The 16,909-nt window shown below is 60.4% G+C and carries 15 protein-coding genes and 2 pseudogenes; 8 read left to right on the top strand and 9 right to left on the bottom strand.

Annotated features, from left to right (window positions below):
* Positions 1-101: 101 nt before the first annotated feature.
* Positions 102-1,292, top strand: a complete 1,191-nt coding sequence (locus tag ACFY9W_RS02290; protein WP_391125175.1) for a benzoate/H(+) symporter BenE family transporter — start codon at positions 102-104, stop codon at positions 1,290-1,292.
* 144 nt (positions 1,293-1,436) lie between these two features.
* On the opposite strand, the gene ACFY9W_RS02285 is transcribed toward ACFY9W_RS02290, so the two are convergent.
* The 3 genes and pseudogenes from ACFY9W_RS02285 to ACFY9W_RS02275 all read right to left on the bottom strand — a co-directional run bounded on the left by ACFY9W_RS02285 (position 1,437) and on the right by ACFY9W_RS02275 (position 4,430).
* The gene (locus tag ACFY9W_RS02285; protein ID WP_391125475.1) at positions 1,437-2,141 is read right to left on the bottom strand and encodes a methyl-accepting chemotaxis protein; all 705 of its coding nucleotides are present in this window, start codon (positions 2,139-2,141) and stop codon (positions 1,437-1,439) included.
* Positions 2,142-2,345: 204 nt separating this feature from the next.
* Positions 2,346-2,825: pseudogene (locus ACFY9W_RS02280) on the bottom strand (methyl-accepting chemotaxis protein); the annotation flags it as partial.
* A gap of 843 nt (positions 2,826-3,668) precedes the next feature.
* Positions 3,669-4,430, bottom strand: coding sequence for an SDR family oxidoreductase (locus tag ACFY9W_RS02275; protein WP_391125169.1), 762 nt, complete (start codon positions 4,428-4,430; stop codon positions 3,669-3,671).
* A gap of 176 nt (positions 4,431-4,606) precedes the next feature.
* On the opposite strand from ACFY9W_RS02275, the gene ACFY9W_RS02270 reads away from it, so the two are divergent.
* Together ACFY9W_RS02270 and ACFY9W_RS02265 are read left to right on the top strand one after the other, a co-directional pair.
* The gene (locus tag ACFY9W_RS02270) at positions 4,607-5,608 is read left to right on the top strand and encodes a zinc-binding dehydrogenase (RefSeq protein WP_391125166.1); all 1,002 of its coding nucleotides are present in this window, start codon (positions 4,607-4,609) and stop codon (positions 5,606-5,608) included.
* Positions 5,609-6,265: 657 nt separating this feature from the next.
* A complete protein-coding gene (locus ACFY9W_RS02265; RefSeq protein ID WP_391125472.1) occupies positions 6,266-6,541 on the top strand; it encodes a DUF3077 domain-containing protein in 276 nt (91 codons plus the stop codon).
* A gap of 282 nt (positions 6,542-6,823) precedes the next feature.
* On the opposite strand, the gene pyrF is transcribed toward ACFY9W_RS02265, so the two are convergent.
* On the bottom strand, positions 6,824-7,525 hold the full coding sequence (pyrF, locus tag ACFY9W_RS02260) for an orotidine-5'-phosphate decarboxylase (RefSeq protein ID WP_012271070.1): 702 nt from the start codon (positions 7,523-7,525) through the stop codon (positions 6,824-6,826).
* A 182-nt stretch (positions 7,526-7,707) separates the two neighbouring features.
* Between pyrF and ACFY9W_RS02255 the strand changes: the two genes are divergently transcribed.
* Positions 7,708-7,875, top strand: a complete 168-nt coding sequence (locus ACFY9W_RS02255; RefSeq protein WP_016500979.1) for a DUF2897 family protein — start codon at positions 7,708-7,710, stop codon at positions 7,873-7,875.
* Positions 7,876-8,128: 253 nt separating this feature from the next.
* On the opposite strand, the gene ACFY9W_RS02250 is transcribed toward ACFY9W_RS02255, so the two are convergent.
* A complete protein-coding gene (locus tag ACFY9W_RS02250) occupies positions 8,129-8,464 on the bottom strand; it encodes a helix-hairpin-helix domain-containing protein (protein WP_391125162.1) in 336 nt (111 codons plus the stop codon).
* Positions 8,465-8,894: 430 nt separating this feature from the next.
* Between ACFY9W_RS02250 and wecB the strand changes: the two genes are divergently transcribed.
* The 3 genes and pseudogenes from wecB to ACFY9W_RS02235 all read left to right on the top strand — a co-directional run bounded on the left by wecB (position 8,895) and on the right by ACFY9W_RS02235 (position 11,044).
* A complete protein-coding gene (gene wecB / locus ACFY9W_RS02245; RefSeq protein ID WP_391125159.1) occupies positions 8,895-10,025 on the top strand; it encodes a non-hydrolyzing UDP-N-acetylglucosamine 2-epimerase in 1,131 nt (376 codons plus the stop codon).
* 160 nt (positions 10,026-10,185) lie between these two features.
* A pseudogene (locus ACFY9W_RS02240) lies at positions 10,186-10,473 on the top strand (DUF3077 domain-containing protein).
* A gap of 181 nt (positions 10,474-10,654) precedes the next feature.
* Positions 10,655-11,044, top strand: a complete 390-nt coding sequence (locus tag ACFY9W_RS02235) for a hypothetical protein (protein WP_391125156.1) — start codon at positions 10,655-10,657, stop codon at positions 11,042-11,044.
* A 79-nt stretch (positions 11,045-11,123) separates the two neighbouring features.
* Here the strand turns inward: ACFY9W_RS02235 and ACFY9W_RS02230 are convergent, their stop codons facing one another.
* A complete protein-coding gene (locus ACFY9W_RS02230; protein WP_391125153.1) occupies positions 11,124-11,408 on the bottom strand; it encodes a hypothetical protein in 285 nt (94 codons plus the stop codon).
* Between the two features lie 358 nt (positions 11,409-11,766).
* On the opposite strand from ACFY9W_RS02230, the gene ACFY9W_RS02225 reads away from it, so the two are divergent.
* Positions 11,767-12,606, top strand: coding sequence for a lipopolysaccharide kinase InaA family protein (locus ACFY9W_RS02225; RefSeq protein WP_391125150.1), 840 nt, complete (start codon positions 11,767-11,769; stop codon positions 12,604-12,606).
* A gap of 114 nt (positions 12,607-12,720) precedes the next feature.
* Here the strand turns inward: ACFY9W_RS02225 and ACFY9W_RS02220 are convergent, their stop codons facing one another.
* From ACFY9W_RS02220 to ACFY9W_RS02210, 3 genes are all read right to left on the bottom strand, one after another.
* Positions 12,721-14,739 (bottom strand): polysaccharide biosynthesis protein, encoded by a 2,019-nt coding sequence (locus ACFY9W_RS02220; RefSeq protein WP_391125147.1) that lies wholly within the window; start codon positions 14,737-14,739, stop codon positions 12,721-12,723.
* Between the two features lie 105 nt (positions 14,740-14,844).
* On the bottom strand, positions 14,845-15,849 hold the full coding sequence (locus ACFY9W_RS02215) for a glycosyltransferase family 4 protein (RefSeq protein ID WP_391125144.1): 1,005 nt from the start codon (positions 15,847-15,849) through the stop codon (positions 14,845-14,847).
* Positions 15,846-16,817, bottom strand: a complete 972-nt coding sequence (locus ACFY9W_RS02210; protein ID WP_391125141.1) for an NAD-dependent epimerase/dehydratase family protein — start codon at positions 16,815-16,817, stop codon at positions 15,846-15,848. The genes ACFY9W_RS02215 and ACFY9W_RS02210 overlap by 4 nt, the downstream gene beginning before the upstream one ends.
* Between the last annotated feature and the right edge of the window lie 92 nt (positions 16,818-16,909).

The raw sequence follows: 16,909 nt of genomic DNA, 5'->3' as shown, positions 1-16,909 counted from the left end.
GGCGACTGTACGGCTAAAAGCAATGGCCGCTGTATGGCAAGGATCAACCTTGCGCGCTGTAGTCTGAAAAAACTGCTTACACCTTTACAAGGACTTTGTTCATGACCGATGCCACTTCCGCACGCCTGCGGCCCCTGGCAGACAGCTCCCCGTCGGCGGTGGTCGCCGGCTTTATTGCCATGCTTACCGGTTATACCAGTTCGCTGGTGCTGATGTTCCAGGCCGGCCAGGCGGCCGGGTTGACCAACGCGCAGATCTCGTCATGGATCTGGGCGCTGTCGATCGGCATGGCGGTTTGCAGCATCGGCCTGTCGCTGCGCTACCGCACCCCGATCACCATCGCCTGGTCCACCCCCGGCGCGGCTTTGCTGATCACAAGCCTGGGCGGGGTGAGCTACGGCGAGGCCATTGGTGCCTACATCACCTGTGCCGTGCTGGTGCTCATCTGCGGCCTGACGGGCAGCTTTGAGCGCCTGGTCAAACGCATTCCGGCTTCGCTGGCCTCGGCATTGCTGGCGGGCATCCTGTTCAAGATCGGCAGCGAAATTTTCGTTGCCGCGCAGCACCGCACACTGCTGGTGCTGGGCATGTTCTTCAGCTACCTGCTGGTCAAGCGCCTGTCGCCGCGTTACTGCGTGCTGGCTTCACTGCTGGTAGGCACGGCGTTGTCCGGCGCGCTGGGCCTGCTGGACTTCAGCGGCTTCCACCTGGAAGTGGCCAAACCGGTGTGGACCACACCAAGCTTCTCGCTGGCGGCAACCATCAGCATTGGCATTCCGCTGTTTGTGGTGGCGATGACCTCGCAGAACATGCCCGGGGTGGCCGTGCTGCGTGCCGACGGCTACCAGGTGCCGGCCTCGCCGCTAATTTCGGCCACCGGCTTTGCCTCGCTGCTGCTGGCGCCTTTCGGTTCGCACGGGGTAAACCTGGCGGCGATCAGCGCGGCGATCTGCACCGGGCCGCATGCCCATGAAGACCCTGCCAAGCGCTACACCGCGGCAGTATGGTGCGGGATTTTCTACGGCATTGCCGGGGTGTTCGGCGCGACTTTGGCGGCGTTGTTTGCGGCCCTGCCGAAAGAGCTGGTGCTGTCGATTGCCGCACTGGCGCTGTTCGGCTCGATCATGAACGGGCTGACCGTGGCCATGAGCGAGGCGCGTGAGCGGGAGGCGGCTGTGATTACCTTTATGGTGACGGCCTCGGGGCTGACCTTGTTCTCGATTGGGTCGGCGTTCTGGGGGATTGTGGCGGGGGTTTTGGCCCTGTTGACCCTCAACCCGCGCAAGGGCTGAGGGCAGTGGTTGCCTATACCGGCCTCTTCGCGGGCTCGCCCGCTCCCACAGGTATTCCACCGGCCTCAGGCCCTGTGATATCCCTGTGGGAGCGGGCGAGCCCGCGAAAGGGCCGGTACAGGCAACAAATGGGCAGGGCCGGGCTCACAACCTGAAATGCCCCACCATCCCCTTCAAATCGCTACCCAGCTGCGCCAGTTCGATACTTGACCTGGCATTGTCCTGCATCGCCAACGCCGCCTGGTCGGCACTACCGCGGATCTGCGTGACACTACGGCTGATCTCTTCCGCCACCGAACTCTGCTGCTCGGCCGCCGCCGCAATCTGCTGGTTCATCTGCTGAATCAACGACACCGCCGCCGCAATGCTGCCCAGTGCACTTTCGGTCTGTAATGCGTCAGCCACCGCCAGGCGCACCAGCTCGGTACTGCCACGGATCTGCGCCACCGATTGCTGCGCGTTACCACGCAAGCTGGAGACCAATGCCTCGATCTGCTCGGTAGACTGCCGGGTACGCCGCGCCAAAGCACGCACCTCATCGGCCACTACGGCAAAACCGCGCCCCTGCTCACCCGCGCGGGCGGCTTCGATGGCGGCGTTCAGCGCCAGCAGGTTGGTCTGCTCGGCCACGCTTTTGATCACTTCCAGCACATCGCCGATGGTGTGGATTTCGGCACTGAGGCTGTCGATGCCCGCGCTGGCCGTCTCCGCCGCCGCCACCAGTTGCTCGATGCGCTGCATGCTCTGACGCACCACCTGCTGCCCCGACTCGACCTTGGCGTCTGCCGCCTGGGCCGCCTGCGCCGCCTCCTCGGCGTTGCGCGCTACATCGTGCACGGTGGCGGTCATCTGCTGCATGGCGGTGGCCACCTGCTCGGTTTCCTCCTTCTGGCTACCGACCTCGCGGTTGGTCTGCTCGGTCACCGCCGACAATGCCTGGGCATTTCCTGCCAACTGCTCGATACCTTGCTGCAAGCCACTGACAATACCCGACAAGCCTGCGGCCATCTGCTGCATGGCCTGCATCAGTTGCCCTACTTCGTCACCACGTGGTGCCTGGGCGTCGAACCCCAGTTCGCCAGCGGCAATGCGCTGGGCGCGGGCGATTACATGCTTGAGCGGGCCAACTACCGCACGGGTAATCAGCCAGGCCGCCAGCACACCCACCAAAAGCGCCAGGCCGGTGGCCAGCGCGATGGCCAGGGCATTGCGCTGCAGTTCGCCCTGCAAGGCCTGCTCCTGCCCCAGGTAGGCCTGATCAACCCGACTCGTAACCTGCTCGGCACTGGCCTGCAACTGGGCCTTTAGCCCCTGCTCGCGGGCCAGCTGGTCGGTGTACTCGTTGAGCTTTTCCGAGAAGCTGCCAATGTGCCCCGCCACCTCTCCCAGCACATTCTGGTAGCCGGCATCACTGACCGCGCCCTGCAACTGGCCGACCAGGCTGGCGGCCTCCACCGTCTGGGCAATGCGCTCCTGGCTTACGCCCTCTTCACCCTTGCGGCTTTTTTCCAGCCGCACCCGCGCTTCGTCCATGGCCTGCAGCATAAGCCGCGACACCTGCGACACCTGCGCGGCCTGCTCCAGAAACTCGCCGCCCTGCTGGCCCTGGGACTGCTTGAGGGTATACACCCCGTCGTCGGCCAAGCCGGCCTGCAACACATCCAGGTTATTGGCCACGCTGGACACCGACCAACTGGCCATGTCCAACGCCAGCTCTTTGGCCTGCACCGCCGCCACAAAGGCTTCGAACGCCTGGCCGTAAGCTGCCAGGTCGGCTTCGGCCGCCGTCAGTGCCGGCAGGCCACGGGCGCGCTCGGCCAGGCCCTGCAGCCCGCTGCGCAAGGCTTCGGCCTGCTGGATGTCGGAGCGCAGGGCAAACGCCTGCTCATGCTGACGCAAGCGCAACAGATCGGTATTGAACTGGGCCAATTGGCGCAAACTGTCGAAGCGCTGGCCAACGCTGTGTAACGCGGCGATGCCGATGGCCGCCACAGCCAGGGTCAGCACCAGTACCAGGGCAAAGCCCAGGCCGAGTTTGCGGGCCATGCCCAGGTTGGCCAGCACACCGTGCTTGCTCGCGCCCATGCCGATTCCCCTTCTGTGTGCCAGGTTTTCCTGAAGGCCAAGGGTGGCAACGTTGCCAACCGGTGGACAAGGGCCTGGCGTCAGAATAGTGTCAAATAGCTATGTGCGTGTCGCTAACAGGCTGGTAGAGGTCGTGCTGTGTGCGGGTGGGCAATATGGGCTGAGATCAGCGTTGGCAGGCTCGGCCTCTTCGCGGGCGTGCCCGCTCCCACAAGGATCGCACCCAACCTGAGGCCAGCGCTGTACCTGTGGGAGCGGGCGAGCCCGCGAAGAAGGCCACGCGGCCTGCGCTCAAATCGCCGTAGCCCCGCCATCCACCGTCAGGCAATGCCCGGTGGTAAACGCCGCACCGTCACTGCACAGGTACAGCACCGCACTGGCAATTTCCTCGACCTTGCCAATACGCCCGACCGGGTGCATGGCGGCGGCGAACTCGGCCTTGCGGGGATCGGCCTCGTAAGCGCGGCGGAACATATCGGTGTCGATAACAGCCGGGCACACGGCATTCACGCGGATGCCCTTCTTCGCGTACTCGATGGCCGCCGACTTGGTCAGGCCGATCACCGCGTGCTTGCTGGCGCTGTAGATGCTCATCTTCGGCGCCGCCCCCAGCCCCGCTACCGAGGCGGTATTCACGATCGCCCCACCGCCCTGGGCCATTAGCAGGGGCAGTTGGTACTTCATGCACAGCCACACACCCTTCACGTTCACGCCCATGATGGCATCGAACTCCGCCTCGCTGCCTTCAGCCAGGCGGTTTTGCTCTATCTCGATGCCGGCGTTGTTGAAGGCGTAGTCCAGCCGCCCGTATGCGGCAATCAGGCGCTCGTGCAACTGGCGTACCTCGGCGTCGCGGGTTACGTCGCAGGCGATGAACAGCGCTTCGCCACCCGCCGCCTGAATCAACGCCACCGTTGCCTCACCGCCAACCGGGTCAAGGTCGGCCACCACCACTTTCAGGCCCTCACGGGCGAAGGCCAGGGCGGTTGCCCGGCCAATGCCGGCGGCAGCGCCGGTAACCAGGGCTACCTGGCCAGAAAAGGTCATGCTCATCGCGTGCTCCTGTGAAGGTATGGTGGGGTTCAGAGCATAGTCAGGCACCGCTTGGCCGGGCAGCATCATCACCCCACCGGTTGGGCTACCATGCTTGTCAGTGATGTTAACCACCTACCTACATCAACAAGGTAGATTGAACGCCTGATTCCCTCCACTGCCCACAAGGACCCGCCATGACCCAGACCAACCGCCGCTTCCTGCTCGCCAAACGCCCGGTCGGCGCCGTGCGCCGTGACGACTTCACCTTCGAAAGCGTGCCCGCCGAACAACCTGGCGAAGGCCAGGTGCTGGTGCGCAACCTGTACTTGTCGCTGGACCCGGCCATGCGCGGCTGGATGAACGAAGGCAAGTCCTACATTCCACCCGTGGCCCTGGGCCAGGTGATGCGTGCGCTAGGTGTGGGCGAAGTGGTTGCCTCCAACAACCCTGCCTTCAAGCCGGGCGACCACGTAAGCGGCGCGCTTGGCGTGCAGGACTACTTCACCGGCGAGGCACAGGGCCTGCACAAGATCGACCCCAACCTGGCGCCCCTGCCCCGCTACCTGTCGGCGCTGGGCATGACCGGCATGACCGCCTACTTCGCCCTGCTGGACGTTGGCCAGCCAAAGGCCGGCGACACCGTGGTCATCTCCGGCGCGGCCGGGGCGGTGGGCAGCATTGTCGGGCAAATTGCCAAGGTCAAAGGTTGCCGTGTGGTGGGCATTGCCGGCGGTGCCGAGAAATGCCAGTACCTGAAGGACGAGCTGGGCTTTGACGGGGTGATCGATTACAAGGCCGAAGACGTGCTGGCCGGCCTGAAGCGCGAATGCCCGAAAGGCGTTGACGTGTATTTCGACAACGTGGGCGGCGACATCCTCGATGCCGTGCTGACCCGCATCAACTTCAAGGCCCGAATCGTGATTTGCGGCGCCATCAGCCAGTACAACAACAAGGAAGCCGTGAAAGGCCCGGCCAACTACCTGTCGCTGCTGGTGAACCGTGCGCGCATGGAAGGCTTTGTGGTGATGGATTACAGCAAGGACTACGGCAAGGCCGCGCTTGAGATTGCCGGGTGGCTGGGCAGTGGGCAGGTGAAGAGTAAAGAGGATGTGGTGGAGGGGCTGGAGACGTTCCCTGAAACACTGCTGAAGCTGTTCAGTGGGGAGAATTTTGGCAAATTGGTGCTCAAGGTCTGAGCATGAGGTAGCCAATACTGGCCTCATCGCCGGCAAGCCAGCTCCCACAGGTATCGCGCAGGGCTCAAGACTGACGCTGTATCTGTGGGAGATTGCCCAGCCCATTGGGCTGCGCTGTCGCGCAGAGAACTGATGCCGGGCACATCGCGTACCCTGTGGGAGCGGGCGCGCCCGCGAACACCGGCGCAGCCGGTGCCATGCACCGCGTTGGATTCTTCGCGGGCACGCCCGCTCCCACAGGGTCCCTGCTAAATCAGTAAGTGGTGCGCAGTTCTATGAGAGCTGGCTTGCCGGCGAATGGGCCGTAAAGCGGCCCCGACAATATGTGCAACACGGCCAGCGCGTCAGACTTTCCTGAACCTTGCCCCCACCCCTTCAATTCGGCGCAGCAAGCGAACTATCCTACGCAGCGGTCAGAAGCAGCTGAATTGTCGGGGAAATGCCCCAGGGATAACTTCACCGGGTCGCCGTGTTGGTGACCGGGTGTGAGAACCTGTCATGCGCTGCTGCCCTGATTGTTCAATGGCGGCCATTCGCGGGCAAGCTTCGGCTTGGCCGGTTTCAGTGCACCGGTTTCTCACCCCGTGCAATGGCTGCCACCTTTGTCCGTGAGAAAGATCGAGGTGAATGCTCCCCGTAACGCACTGGACTTTCACCATGAAGAAGAACGACCACTCCCCCATCCTCACCGCAGGCATCGAAACCTTCCTCGAAGCCGGCAACCCCACCCTGGACCTGCTGCGCGTCCAACCCGGCGTCCCGATCGATGATGCCTACGAGCACGTCTCTGTCCTGCTGGGCTACTGCAAGCATCTGGTACGCGAAGGCGACATGGAAGACGACCACAAGTTTCTGGGCTCGGCCGACTACCTGCTGGCCATGGCCAAGGCGTTGATGAACGATATCGAGATTGCCAAGAACAAGCGTCACTGACGGCCAGCGACCCTTCCCTTGTGGGATCAACTGTCTTATTCAAAATCTTCAAGCTCGCGCAATCTCTGTGGGAGCGGGCGAGCCCGCGAACACGGGCGAAGCCCGTGCCATCCACGGCAGCGCCTGCTTCGCGGGCTCGCCCGCTCCCACCCGGACCGCATCGCCCACAAGCTAGGTAAAGGGCCTGTAGAAGCAGTCTTGTATTATGAAGAGCTCATACAGGACACAGAAATAAAAAAGGCCAGCACTCGCGTACTGGCCTTTTTCGTCAACGCGAGCTACTTACCCACGAATCTCCGCCACCACCGCAGCCAGCGCCTGCGCCGGGTCCGCAGCCTGGCTAATCGGCCGGCCAATCACCAGGTAATCCGACCCGGCATCCAGCGCCTGGCGCGGGGTGAGGATACGGCGCTGGTCATCTTGCGCGCTGCCCGCCGGGCGAATACCCGGGGTCACCAGTTGCAGCGACGGGTGCGCGGCCTTCAGTGCCGGAGCCTCCAGTGCCGAACACACCAAACCGTCCATCCCTGCCTTCTGTGCCAAAGCCGCCAAACGCAGCACCTGCTCCTGCGGGTCGACATCCAGGCCAATGCCAGCCAGGTCTTCACGCTCCATGCTGGTCAGCACGGTCACGCCAATCAGCAACGGCTGCGGGCCGCTGCGCTTGGCCAGCTCTTCACGGCAGGCGGCCATCATGCGCAGGCCACCGGAGCAATGCACGTTCACCATCCACACCCCCATCTCGGCCGCAGCCTTTACCGCCATGGCAGTGGTGTTGGGGATGTCGTGGAACTTAAGGTCCAGGAACACTTCGAAGCCCTTGTCGCACAGGGTTTCGACAATGCCCGAAGCGCTGCTGGTGAACAGCTCCTTGCCAACCTTTACCCGGCACAGCGCAGGGTCAAGCTGGTCAGCCAGCTTCAGGGCGGCCTCACGGGTAGGGAAATCCAGGGCGACGATCAGGGGCGTCTGGCAGGCGGACATGGCAGGGTCTCTTGGCAAGTCGAAAACGGCGCGCATTGTAAACGAAGTAACGCAGGCTTTGGGGCCCGCGGGTCACGGAATTGGCCCGGCACGGCCTGGCTCCTATAATTGAACCATTGGAACGGGCAATTGCTCAAAATTCATACAAGCGGTGCCCATTATCCCATTCAAGGAGAACGACAATGCCCTGGTATGCCTGGCTGATCCTCATCATAGCCCTCGGCTCCATCGTTGGTGGGTTGATGATGCTTCGCGACACGGCGAAAAAACTGCCCCTGACCGATGAGCAGCTGCGCAAGGTGCATGAGCGCAATGCCGAGGCGGACGCCAAGGATGCGCAAGACCGCTGACAGGCGCTGGCGAAGCACGGCTGCCTTACAGATAGGCGCAGCCGGTGTGGGAGCGGCCTTGCGTCGCGAAAGGACCGCGCAGCGGCCCCGGCAATAGGTGCGGTGACGCTGACAATCTGGGGGCGCTTTGCACCCCATCGCGACGCAAGGCCGCTCCAGGGACTCATTTTCAACAGGTTAAAGAGTCAAACGGTTAAAACGTCAAACTTTTAGTTATCAGGGCCAGGGCAAAAAGCCCTAGCCCACCCCCCTCTTACTCCACCATCACCTTGTCGCGGTTGCGCTCCAGCAACGCGTTCCCGATCCCCTTGATCTCCAGCAGTTCATCCACCGAAGCAAACGGCCCATTGGCCTCGCGGTAGGCCACGATCGCCTCGGCCTTGGCCTTTCCTATCCCGTTCAGCTCCTTTTGCAGGGTCAGCGCATCTGCCTTGTTCAGGTCCAGCCGTGGCGCCGCCTGCGCAGGCGCCTGAGCCACTACCGGTACCGGCTCGGGCACCGCCGTGGCGCTGGCCGGGGCGGCGCTTACGGAGAAGGACAGACTGGCGATCAGCGGCAGCAGCAGGGACGACAGAAGTTTATTTCGCATGGTCAACACTCCTTGGGTTGGTCATATTTCCAGCAGCCGTTTTCCTTGAGCTGCGCCAATAACCCTAGCGTTTACCCCGGTAGCGAAACACCCACTAACCCCGGCGAATGGTTACCGAATCGGTCAGCAAAATGACCAGCCTCGCCCACCCAAAAACGATGGCTATTTCGCCATCGACACCCCCGCTCCTTGCTACCCAAGGGTTTGCCACGTGCCTGCCGGCAACACCCCGTTTGTCTGATGACGCCTACCTACCGCTACCTGACCATTCTCCTACAGCGCCCGCCGAACAAGGCCCGTCACGCAAACCACCCCCACCCGCCAACCGGCCAACACCCCCCTGCAAACTGGCACCCCACTGCCCGCCTGCTAGATTTCTTGAGCAATGGAACCGCCGCGCTTCAAGGACCCGAGCAAGAGGATCACCGCCGTGCCCCTCAAGACCCTGACCGTTTTCGGTACCCGCCCAGAAGCCATCAAGATGGCCCCGCTAGCCCTGCAACTGGCTCAGGACAGCCGCTTCGAAGCCCGCGTATGTGTCACCGGCCAGCACCGGCAAATGCTTGATCAGGTGCTGGAGCTATTCGGCATCAACCCCGACTACGACTTGAACATCATGAAAGCCAGCCAGGACCTGACTGGCGTGACCACCGCCATCCTGCAGGGGATAAAACCGGTACTGGCCGAGTTCAAGCCCGACGTGGTGCTGGTGCACGGCGACACCGCCACCACCTTTGCCACCAGCCTTGCGGCCTACTACCAGCAAATCCCCATTGCCCACGTAGAAGCCGGCCTGCGCACCAACAACCTGTATTCGCCCTGGCCCGAAGAAGGCAACCGACGCCTCACCGGCGCCCTGGCCGCGCTGCACTTTGCCCCCACCAGCACCTCACGCGACAACCTGCTGCGCGAAGGCACCGACCCCGCGCACATCTTTACCACCGGCAACACCGTGATCGACGCCTTGCTGGAGGTTGAGCAAAAGCTGCAAAGCCCATCGCTGAACGCCTGTTTCGCCAGCCACTTCAGCTATCTGACAGCCGACCGCCGCCTGTTGCTGGTCACCGGCCACCGGCGCGAGAACTTTGGTGGCGGCTTCGAACGCATCTGCCAGGCGCTGGTGCAGATAGCGCAGCAATTCCCCAAAGTGGACGTGGTGTACCCGGTACACCTCAACCCCAACGTGCGCGAGCCGGTCAACCGGCTGCTGGGGGATGTTCGCAACATCCACCTGATCGAGCCACTGGATTACCTGCCGTTCGTGTATCTGATGACCCGCGCTTACGTGATCCTGACCGACTCGGGAGGCATTCAGGAAGAAGCGCCGGCTTTGGGCAAACCGGTGCTGGTGATGCGCGACACCACCGAGCGGCCGGAGGCGGTGGCGGCGGGTACGGTGAGGCTGGTGGGGACAGAAGTGAAATCGATTGTGAGGGAGCTGAAAACCCTGCTGACCGATGAGGCGGTGTACCGCAAGATGAGCGTTGCACATAACCCCTATGGCGATGGCAAGGCGTGTGCGCGCATTCGCGAAGCGCTGGCAACGTTTGCAGGGGAGTAATGTAGAGCCTGTGGGACCGAGCGCCGCGCGGGCGGCAATGGCAGCCATTCGCGGGCAAGCTTCGGCTTGGCCGGTTTTCAGTGCATCGGTTTCTCACCCCGCGCAATGGCTGCCACCTTTGTCTGTGAGAAAGATCGAGGTGGTGGGTTCTGACAACGCACTGGAATCACACCATGAAAAACGACGACCAATCCCCATCCTCACCGCAGGCATCAAAACCTTCCTCTAATCCGGCAACCCCACACTTGACCTGCTCCGCGTGCAACCCGGTGTTCCCGTCGAAGATGCCTATGAGCACGTCTCGGTCCTGCTGGGCTACTGCAGACACCTTGTGCGCGAAGGCGACATGGAAGACGACAACAAGACGCTGGGCGCAGCGGATTACCTGCTGGCCATGGCCAAAGCCCTGATGAAGGACATCGAGATAGCGAAGAACAAGCGCCATTGATGGCTTTGTTTGGGTCAGAATCAACTGACAATCGTGGTTTCGCTCAGGACCGGTTTCGTCACGCTGAGACTCGTTGTCGTGAATTTACATGCCTGTGCTTTTCATCCATTGATCTTCCTGGACTGGCAACCACCTCGGATCTGTTGTATTCATTACGCCCTTTGGACCAAGGGAGAAGGCAGTGGAGTGGTACGAGTCGCTTTTCTTACAGATGTGCAGTCATGTCCTCACTCAAAGCAAGGTGGCAAGTCGACGTGGTATCAAAGGCGTGCTCAGTATGGATACGACCGGCACCGCTGATCTGGTCGAGAGCTATCAACGCAACGTTGGGCTAGCGTTCACATTGACAGAAATGAAGGCGCAACTTGCCCAAGGTGCACACTGTGTTGTGTTGGTAGTCGTGAAGGAGCACCAGTTCCAGAACCACTTGACAGAAATCAACCGCCAGCAAGAGGTTGTATTGAGCGCCACCTTACGGACCGAAGCACGTTCCACTGAATACGCTAACTATCACGTGGACATCGCCATAATTCGGCCCACCTCGTCAGGTCCGATGGATATCGCTCATTGAACCAGGGGCCAGTAGTTAACCGCACTCATCACTGAAGGTTCCCGCCGTTTTATCCATCGAGAGGTCCTGCGTACAGTGCCTACTTACAACGGACAATCATGCTACGGCTGGTAAACCCGGCGGGATTGATGCCGAACAAGTAGTCCCCAGCCTCTTCCTCTGTATCCCCGGAACGCGCCACTACACGGAACCCCCGCGCACCGCAGGACGTTTTCGCCTTCTGATAGCAGTGGTCCCACGACGAAGAAAGCCCTGAGCAGTTGATGTGTACGCCTGTCTTGCCCCGCAGCGTCCTCATTTCAGAGGATGCTGCACACCCGGCAATGGTACATACGATGAATATCAGCAGCATACTTTTCTTCATTCGAACCTTTTCGAGTCATGGCTGAGCTTGATACTCCATCCTACTGGCTCAGGGAGCCGGAAGTAAGAACGAGAAATGTCCCGCCCCAAGGCTGGGCAACTAACTGTACCGACTTCTAGCGACAAATCAGTGATCTCACCCTTAAGCCACGTAGATACCCCCTTATGTGGCCTCCACGGGGTGCCACATAGCCCGTTCTGCTCGTGTCGCTAACAGCCTGTTGTCAACCATGAGGGAGCCTTCGTTGCTGGTACCTGTCGCTAATCGTCCAAATTTGTAAAAAATTGTACTAAGTAGTACGAAAAATGTATCATTGGATCCATTAATTGATGGCATTTTGATTTCATAAGGACGTGGCGTGGTTGGTGATCCCCAGATTTGGCAGGACGAATATCCTCATATTGTGCGTTATCGCGATGCTACCCTGCATTTTCAAACCGCCCTACCCCGCCATACCCAACAAGCCATCGAGCGGTTGGTTGAACAGACACCAACCGCCAAACGCGTGAGTTCACCGCTTCCGTGCAGCGCCAGCAAGCTTTTCGCCAAACGCGAAAAGCTCGATTCACTGAAAAAAAAGTGGCGCATGAAACGCGGCACCCCAAAGCGCAACGGGATGTACGATTGGCCCCTTGAAGAGTTGATCAACACGCGTGAAGCATCCAGGCGAGGCGCCAGGGTACCGGGCCTGATCGGTTATGGATACACAAGCTCAAAGCTTGGGCTGATGCAGGACTTTTTCCTCATTACCGAATTGCTGCACGATCACGTCGATGGGTTAAGCAAAGTTCGTGCGAAACCCCAAGCGGTGAGCGCCGTGATCGAGGCAACTTTCGAGCTGTTGCATGCCTTGCAGCGCCATGGTATTTCGCATATGGACCTGTGGGTTGCCAATGTCATGCTGCCCGAGCAGGGTAAAGCTCGCGCCATCGACCTGGAGAACTGCTTCTTCGGCCACACTGAATACCCGGATGAAACCCTGGGCTTCCAGTTTGGTTTTGTCTATTTCCGTGAGATTTATCGGTACATCACCGAAGCAGACTATGACAGCGCGGTAGAGCAGGCGCTGGCCAAATACTTCCCGAACGTTGGTCGCGCTGGTTTCGACCGGGTATATGCATTGGCGAAACACCAGGAAGTGGGGCGCCTGGAACGGCGTGACATCTTCAGCAATGGCGTGCTGGAAAGCCGATGGTAATGCCTGGAGCAGGCTGCAGGTGTAGCAGCGAATTTGCCCTGGAAACAGTCAGATAATCAACTGCGACTGTTACGCGGCCCACCGCCGGGAAGTCGGGCCGCGTTACCTGGCGCTCTATCGTTCCAACGGCCCCTGGCGCCGCTGCAGATACACCCAATCTACGATTTCGCCCTGAGGCGAATAACCATTGACCAGTTCTCGCAACAACTGCCGCACACGGGTGAAGTCATCGTCGGCAACCGCAGCCAGCAACTGGGTCAGCCGCTCCCGCAGAAACTCCCACGCCAGGAAATCTTCGTTGGCTGCCATTATCATCGGGTGGGCTGTGGGTGATACGTCATCGCCAATAAGTAATTCTTCGTACAGCTTTTCACCAGGGCGCAGCCCCGTGAAATCAATGGCAATATCGCCCTGCGGATTGCCTTGGCTGCGTACACTCAGCCCCGAGAGATGAATCATTTTCTCGGCCAGCTCGACAATGCGTACAGGCTCTCCCATATCCAGCACAAATACATCGCCTCCCTGCCCCATTGCACCTGCCTGCACCACCAGTTGGGCGGCTTCTGGAATGGTCATGAAGTATCGGGTAATTTTCGGGTGCGTAACCGTCAAAGGCCCACCCGCCTTGATCTGCTCACGAAACAGCGGAATCACCGAGCCGGAAGAACCTAGAACATTGCCAAACCGAACCATGGTGAAGCGTGTTTTGTTTACCCGGGCAATCTTGCTGCTGTCCCCATACATCACCGGTGCTGCCTCGCGGCTCAGCGCCTGCAAGATGAGCTCGGACAGCCGCTTGGTGCTGCCCATCACATTGGTCGGCCGTACTGCCTTGTCAGTGGAAATGAGCACAAAGTTGGCCACCCCGGTCTGCAACGCCGCCTGGGCAGTACACAACGTGCCGTAGACATTGTTAAGGATGCCTTCAGCGATGTTGTGCTCAACCATAGGTACATGCTTATACGCCGCAGCGTGATAGACCGTATCGACGCGCCATGTAGCCATCACATCAACCAAGTGTTGCTGATTGCGTACCGAACCCAGAATCGGCAACAGTCGCACCGGCAGTGACTCGCGCACAATGCGCTGCTCCAACTCGCTCAAGATGCTGTAAAGGTTGAACTCACTGTGATCGAACAACAGCAAGGTGGTTGGCCCCAGCCCAATGATCTGGCGGCACAGCTCGGAGCCTATGGAGCCCCCTGCCCCGGTGACCAGCACGGTTTGCTTGTAGATACAGCGCTCGAGCAACCCTTCCTGGGCGGGTACCGGGTCCCGCCCCAGAAGGTCGGCGATGTCCACGTCCTGGATATCATCCACTTTCACCCGCCCGCTGGCCAGGTCGGCGAAAGCCGGCACGCTGCGCACGTGCAATGGGTAAGGCTCAAGGAAAGAGAGTATTTCCTTTCGTCTTGCACGCGAGGCCGAGGGTAACGCCAGAAGAATCTCTTGCGCCCCCGTTTCCTTGATCATCTGTTGCAAATGCTTGGGCTTATAGACCTGCAAGCCAGAAATGACGCGGTTGGCAAGGTCGCTATCGTCATCAATAAAAGCGACGGGACGCATCACCCGCCCCATTCTAAGCGCAGCCAGCAACTGATTGCCTGCCGTTCCGGCACCATAGATGGCGACTTTGATGAGGCCGTCATCGCGGTTGGCAAACGGTATCTGATGAGCTCCGGTAAACCAGTCACCCAGAAAATACTGACGCATGATCAGGCGCAAACCGCCGATGATGACCATGCTCAACCACCAGTAGTTGAATATGATCGACCGCGGCACGACCACTTGATGATTGCTGTACCAGTACACCACAACCGCCAGGATGAGCGATGACAGTGTCACAGCCTTGATGATGGTAATGAGGGCATCATTGCCAAAATAGCGCATCACCGCTCGGTACATGCCAAACCGGATAAATAGCGGGATGGCCACCACCGGTGCAGCCATGAACAGCCAGGCATGCGTGACGATGGGGTTGTACATTTCATCGATGCCCAAGCGCACGATAAAGGACAGCCACAACGCAAACCAGATCAGCACGATGTCTGTACATACCTGAGTGAGGCGTTTCTGGCGCCGGGACAGATTGACCAGGTACTGGCGCAGTCTGTCTTTCTTCGCGTCGCTCATTCAGCACTCCTCAGCGTAAAAGGGCCTCGCTTGGATGAGCAGAGCGCTGGCTGGTCAAACCAGGGGCTCAGCAGCGCTCTACGACGGCTTCCTTGCTTGTCCATCCTATTCCTTTCTTCCCGCATGGTAGGTGACCGCCAAGATTATGAGAGGCACATAGGCGACCAGGGTTCCCATGGCGCCATCGACCTTGAACAGCACCACTGCCAGCGCCATTGGCAAAAGCCAACAGAAGTTGATTACCGCCACGGCCAGGCTTACAGAGCGATGGCTACCGTGCCGGCGCGAAGCATACTGATAAGCATGGCTACGATGCGCTTCGTAAACCTTGTCACCGCGCAGCAGACGCCGCCCAAGGGTAAACGTGGCATCGACCACAAACACACCCAAAAGTATTAACCACCCCCAGAATAATAGCGGGTTTACGGAACCCGCCATCAATGCCAGCAAGCCCAGTATGATGCCGAGGAAGCCACTACCCGCATCGCCCATGAAGATGCGGGCGGGCGGGAAGTTCCAGACCAGAAAGCCAGCCACCGAAGCCGCCAGTAATACCGGCAGCCACATAGCCTGGGCCTGTCCGCTGACCCAATAAAGCAAGGCCCCGCCCAGGCACACGCAAATGGCCTCGATACTGGCAAGGCCATCGATACCATCCATGAAGTTGTACAAGTTAAGCAGCCATACCAGATACAGCAGGCCGATGACAGTGCTCAACCAGACCGGCCCCAGCACAAGGCCGAAGACGGTAAGGGGAGGCATACCGCCAAGCCAGGCTAGCCCCCAGCCAGCGGCACCGAAATGCCCCAGCAAACGCCACCGTGCTGCGATGTGCCCGTGGTCATCCATGAAACCAATCAACGCAACCAGCCCGCCTGCGCCGAGTAAGCTGGCAAGCTGTGCCGGGGCGATGTACTTGCCCCAGGCCAGCCCCAACAAGGCAACCATCACAGCCACCACAAAAGACAGGCCGCCGCCACGGGGCGTTGGCAAGGTATGCGAGCTACGTGCATTGGGGATATCAAGCAGGCTGCGCGACAGTGCGTAGCGGCGCAATACCGCGGTCATCAACCAGGACGCGACGCATGCCACTACAATTAGCCATATCATGAGCGGCGGTTTTCCAGAAAAGATCGAGCGGTCATGTCCAGGCCTTGCTCCAGCGTGTAAGGGGGGTGCCAGCCAAGCAGTTGGCGGTTCTTCTCGATATCCACCTGAAGCGAGCCGAGCAAACGCTGGGCAAGGTCGCGCCGGCCAAGCAGCCGGGCTACGCAGCGCAACAGGCCTGAAGGAACAGGCAGAAGCAGGACAGGCCTGTCAAGAGCATGGCCGAGAGCACGCAACAGGTGCGCCAGCGAAACATCTTCGCCATCACTGGCCAGGAAAGTCTGGTTAGCGGCGCCCGGATGATCGATGCAGGTGATAATCAGGTCGACCAGATTCGCCAGCGATACCAGGCTGCGACGGTTTGCGATCGCACCGAAAGGCAAGGGGATACCGCGTTGCACCCAGCGTATCATGCTATGGAAATTGGCTTTGACACCTGGCCCGTAAACCAGCACCGGGCGGATCACCACAACTTCCATACCAGTGGCCTCCGCCAAGCGGCGCAGCCCCTGCTCCGCTTCGTGCTTGGACAAGCCGTAGGCGTCTTGCGGTGCCGGTACGTCGTCGGCACACATTGGCCGGCCGGGCTGACTGACCTCACCGTTGACCTTGACCGAACTGATAAAAATAAAACGCCGCACTCCTGCTGCCGCAGCCTGGCTAGCCAGGTTGAGAGTGCCCTCGACATTGACCCGACGAAACTCGGCCAAACTGTCGGAGGCGGTTTCCTTCATAACATGCACCCGGGCTGCGGCATGCACCACAACTTCGACATCTGCCAGAGCAAGCGCCCAATCGGTGGTGGCAGCCAGGTCGCTTACCCTCACAGCCGGAACGCCGGCAATGGGCTCTCGGTCACTGCCACGCACGGCCGCCCGGGTGGCGAATCCGTCCATCGTGGCCAGCATGCTACAGACTGCGCCGCCAACAAAACCGCTGGCGCCTGTCACTAGAATCGTGCGTCGTCCCATGAAATTCGATCTCAATTCACCCAGGTACCCCCAGGCTGCGCGCTACGCTTGTGAACAAGCCTCGATGCACGGCAGCGTGGCCTAAGGGCCGG

The sequence above is a fragment of the Pseudomonas sp. NPDC008258 genome (genome assembly GCF_042956345.1).
GTDB lineage: Bacteria > Pseudomonadota > Gammaproteobacteria > Pseudomonadales > Pseudomonadaceae > Aquipseudomonas.
This window is presented reverse-complemented; position numbering and strand designations above follow the sequence as displayed.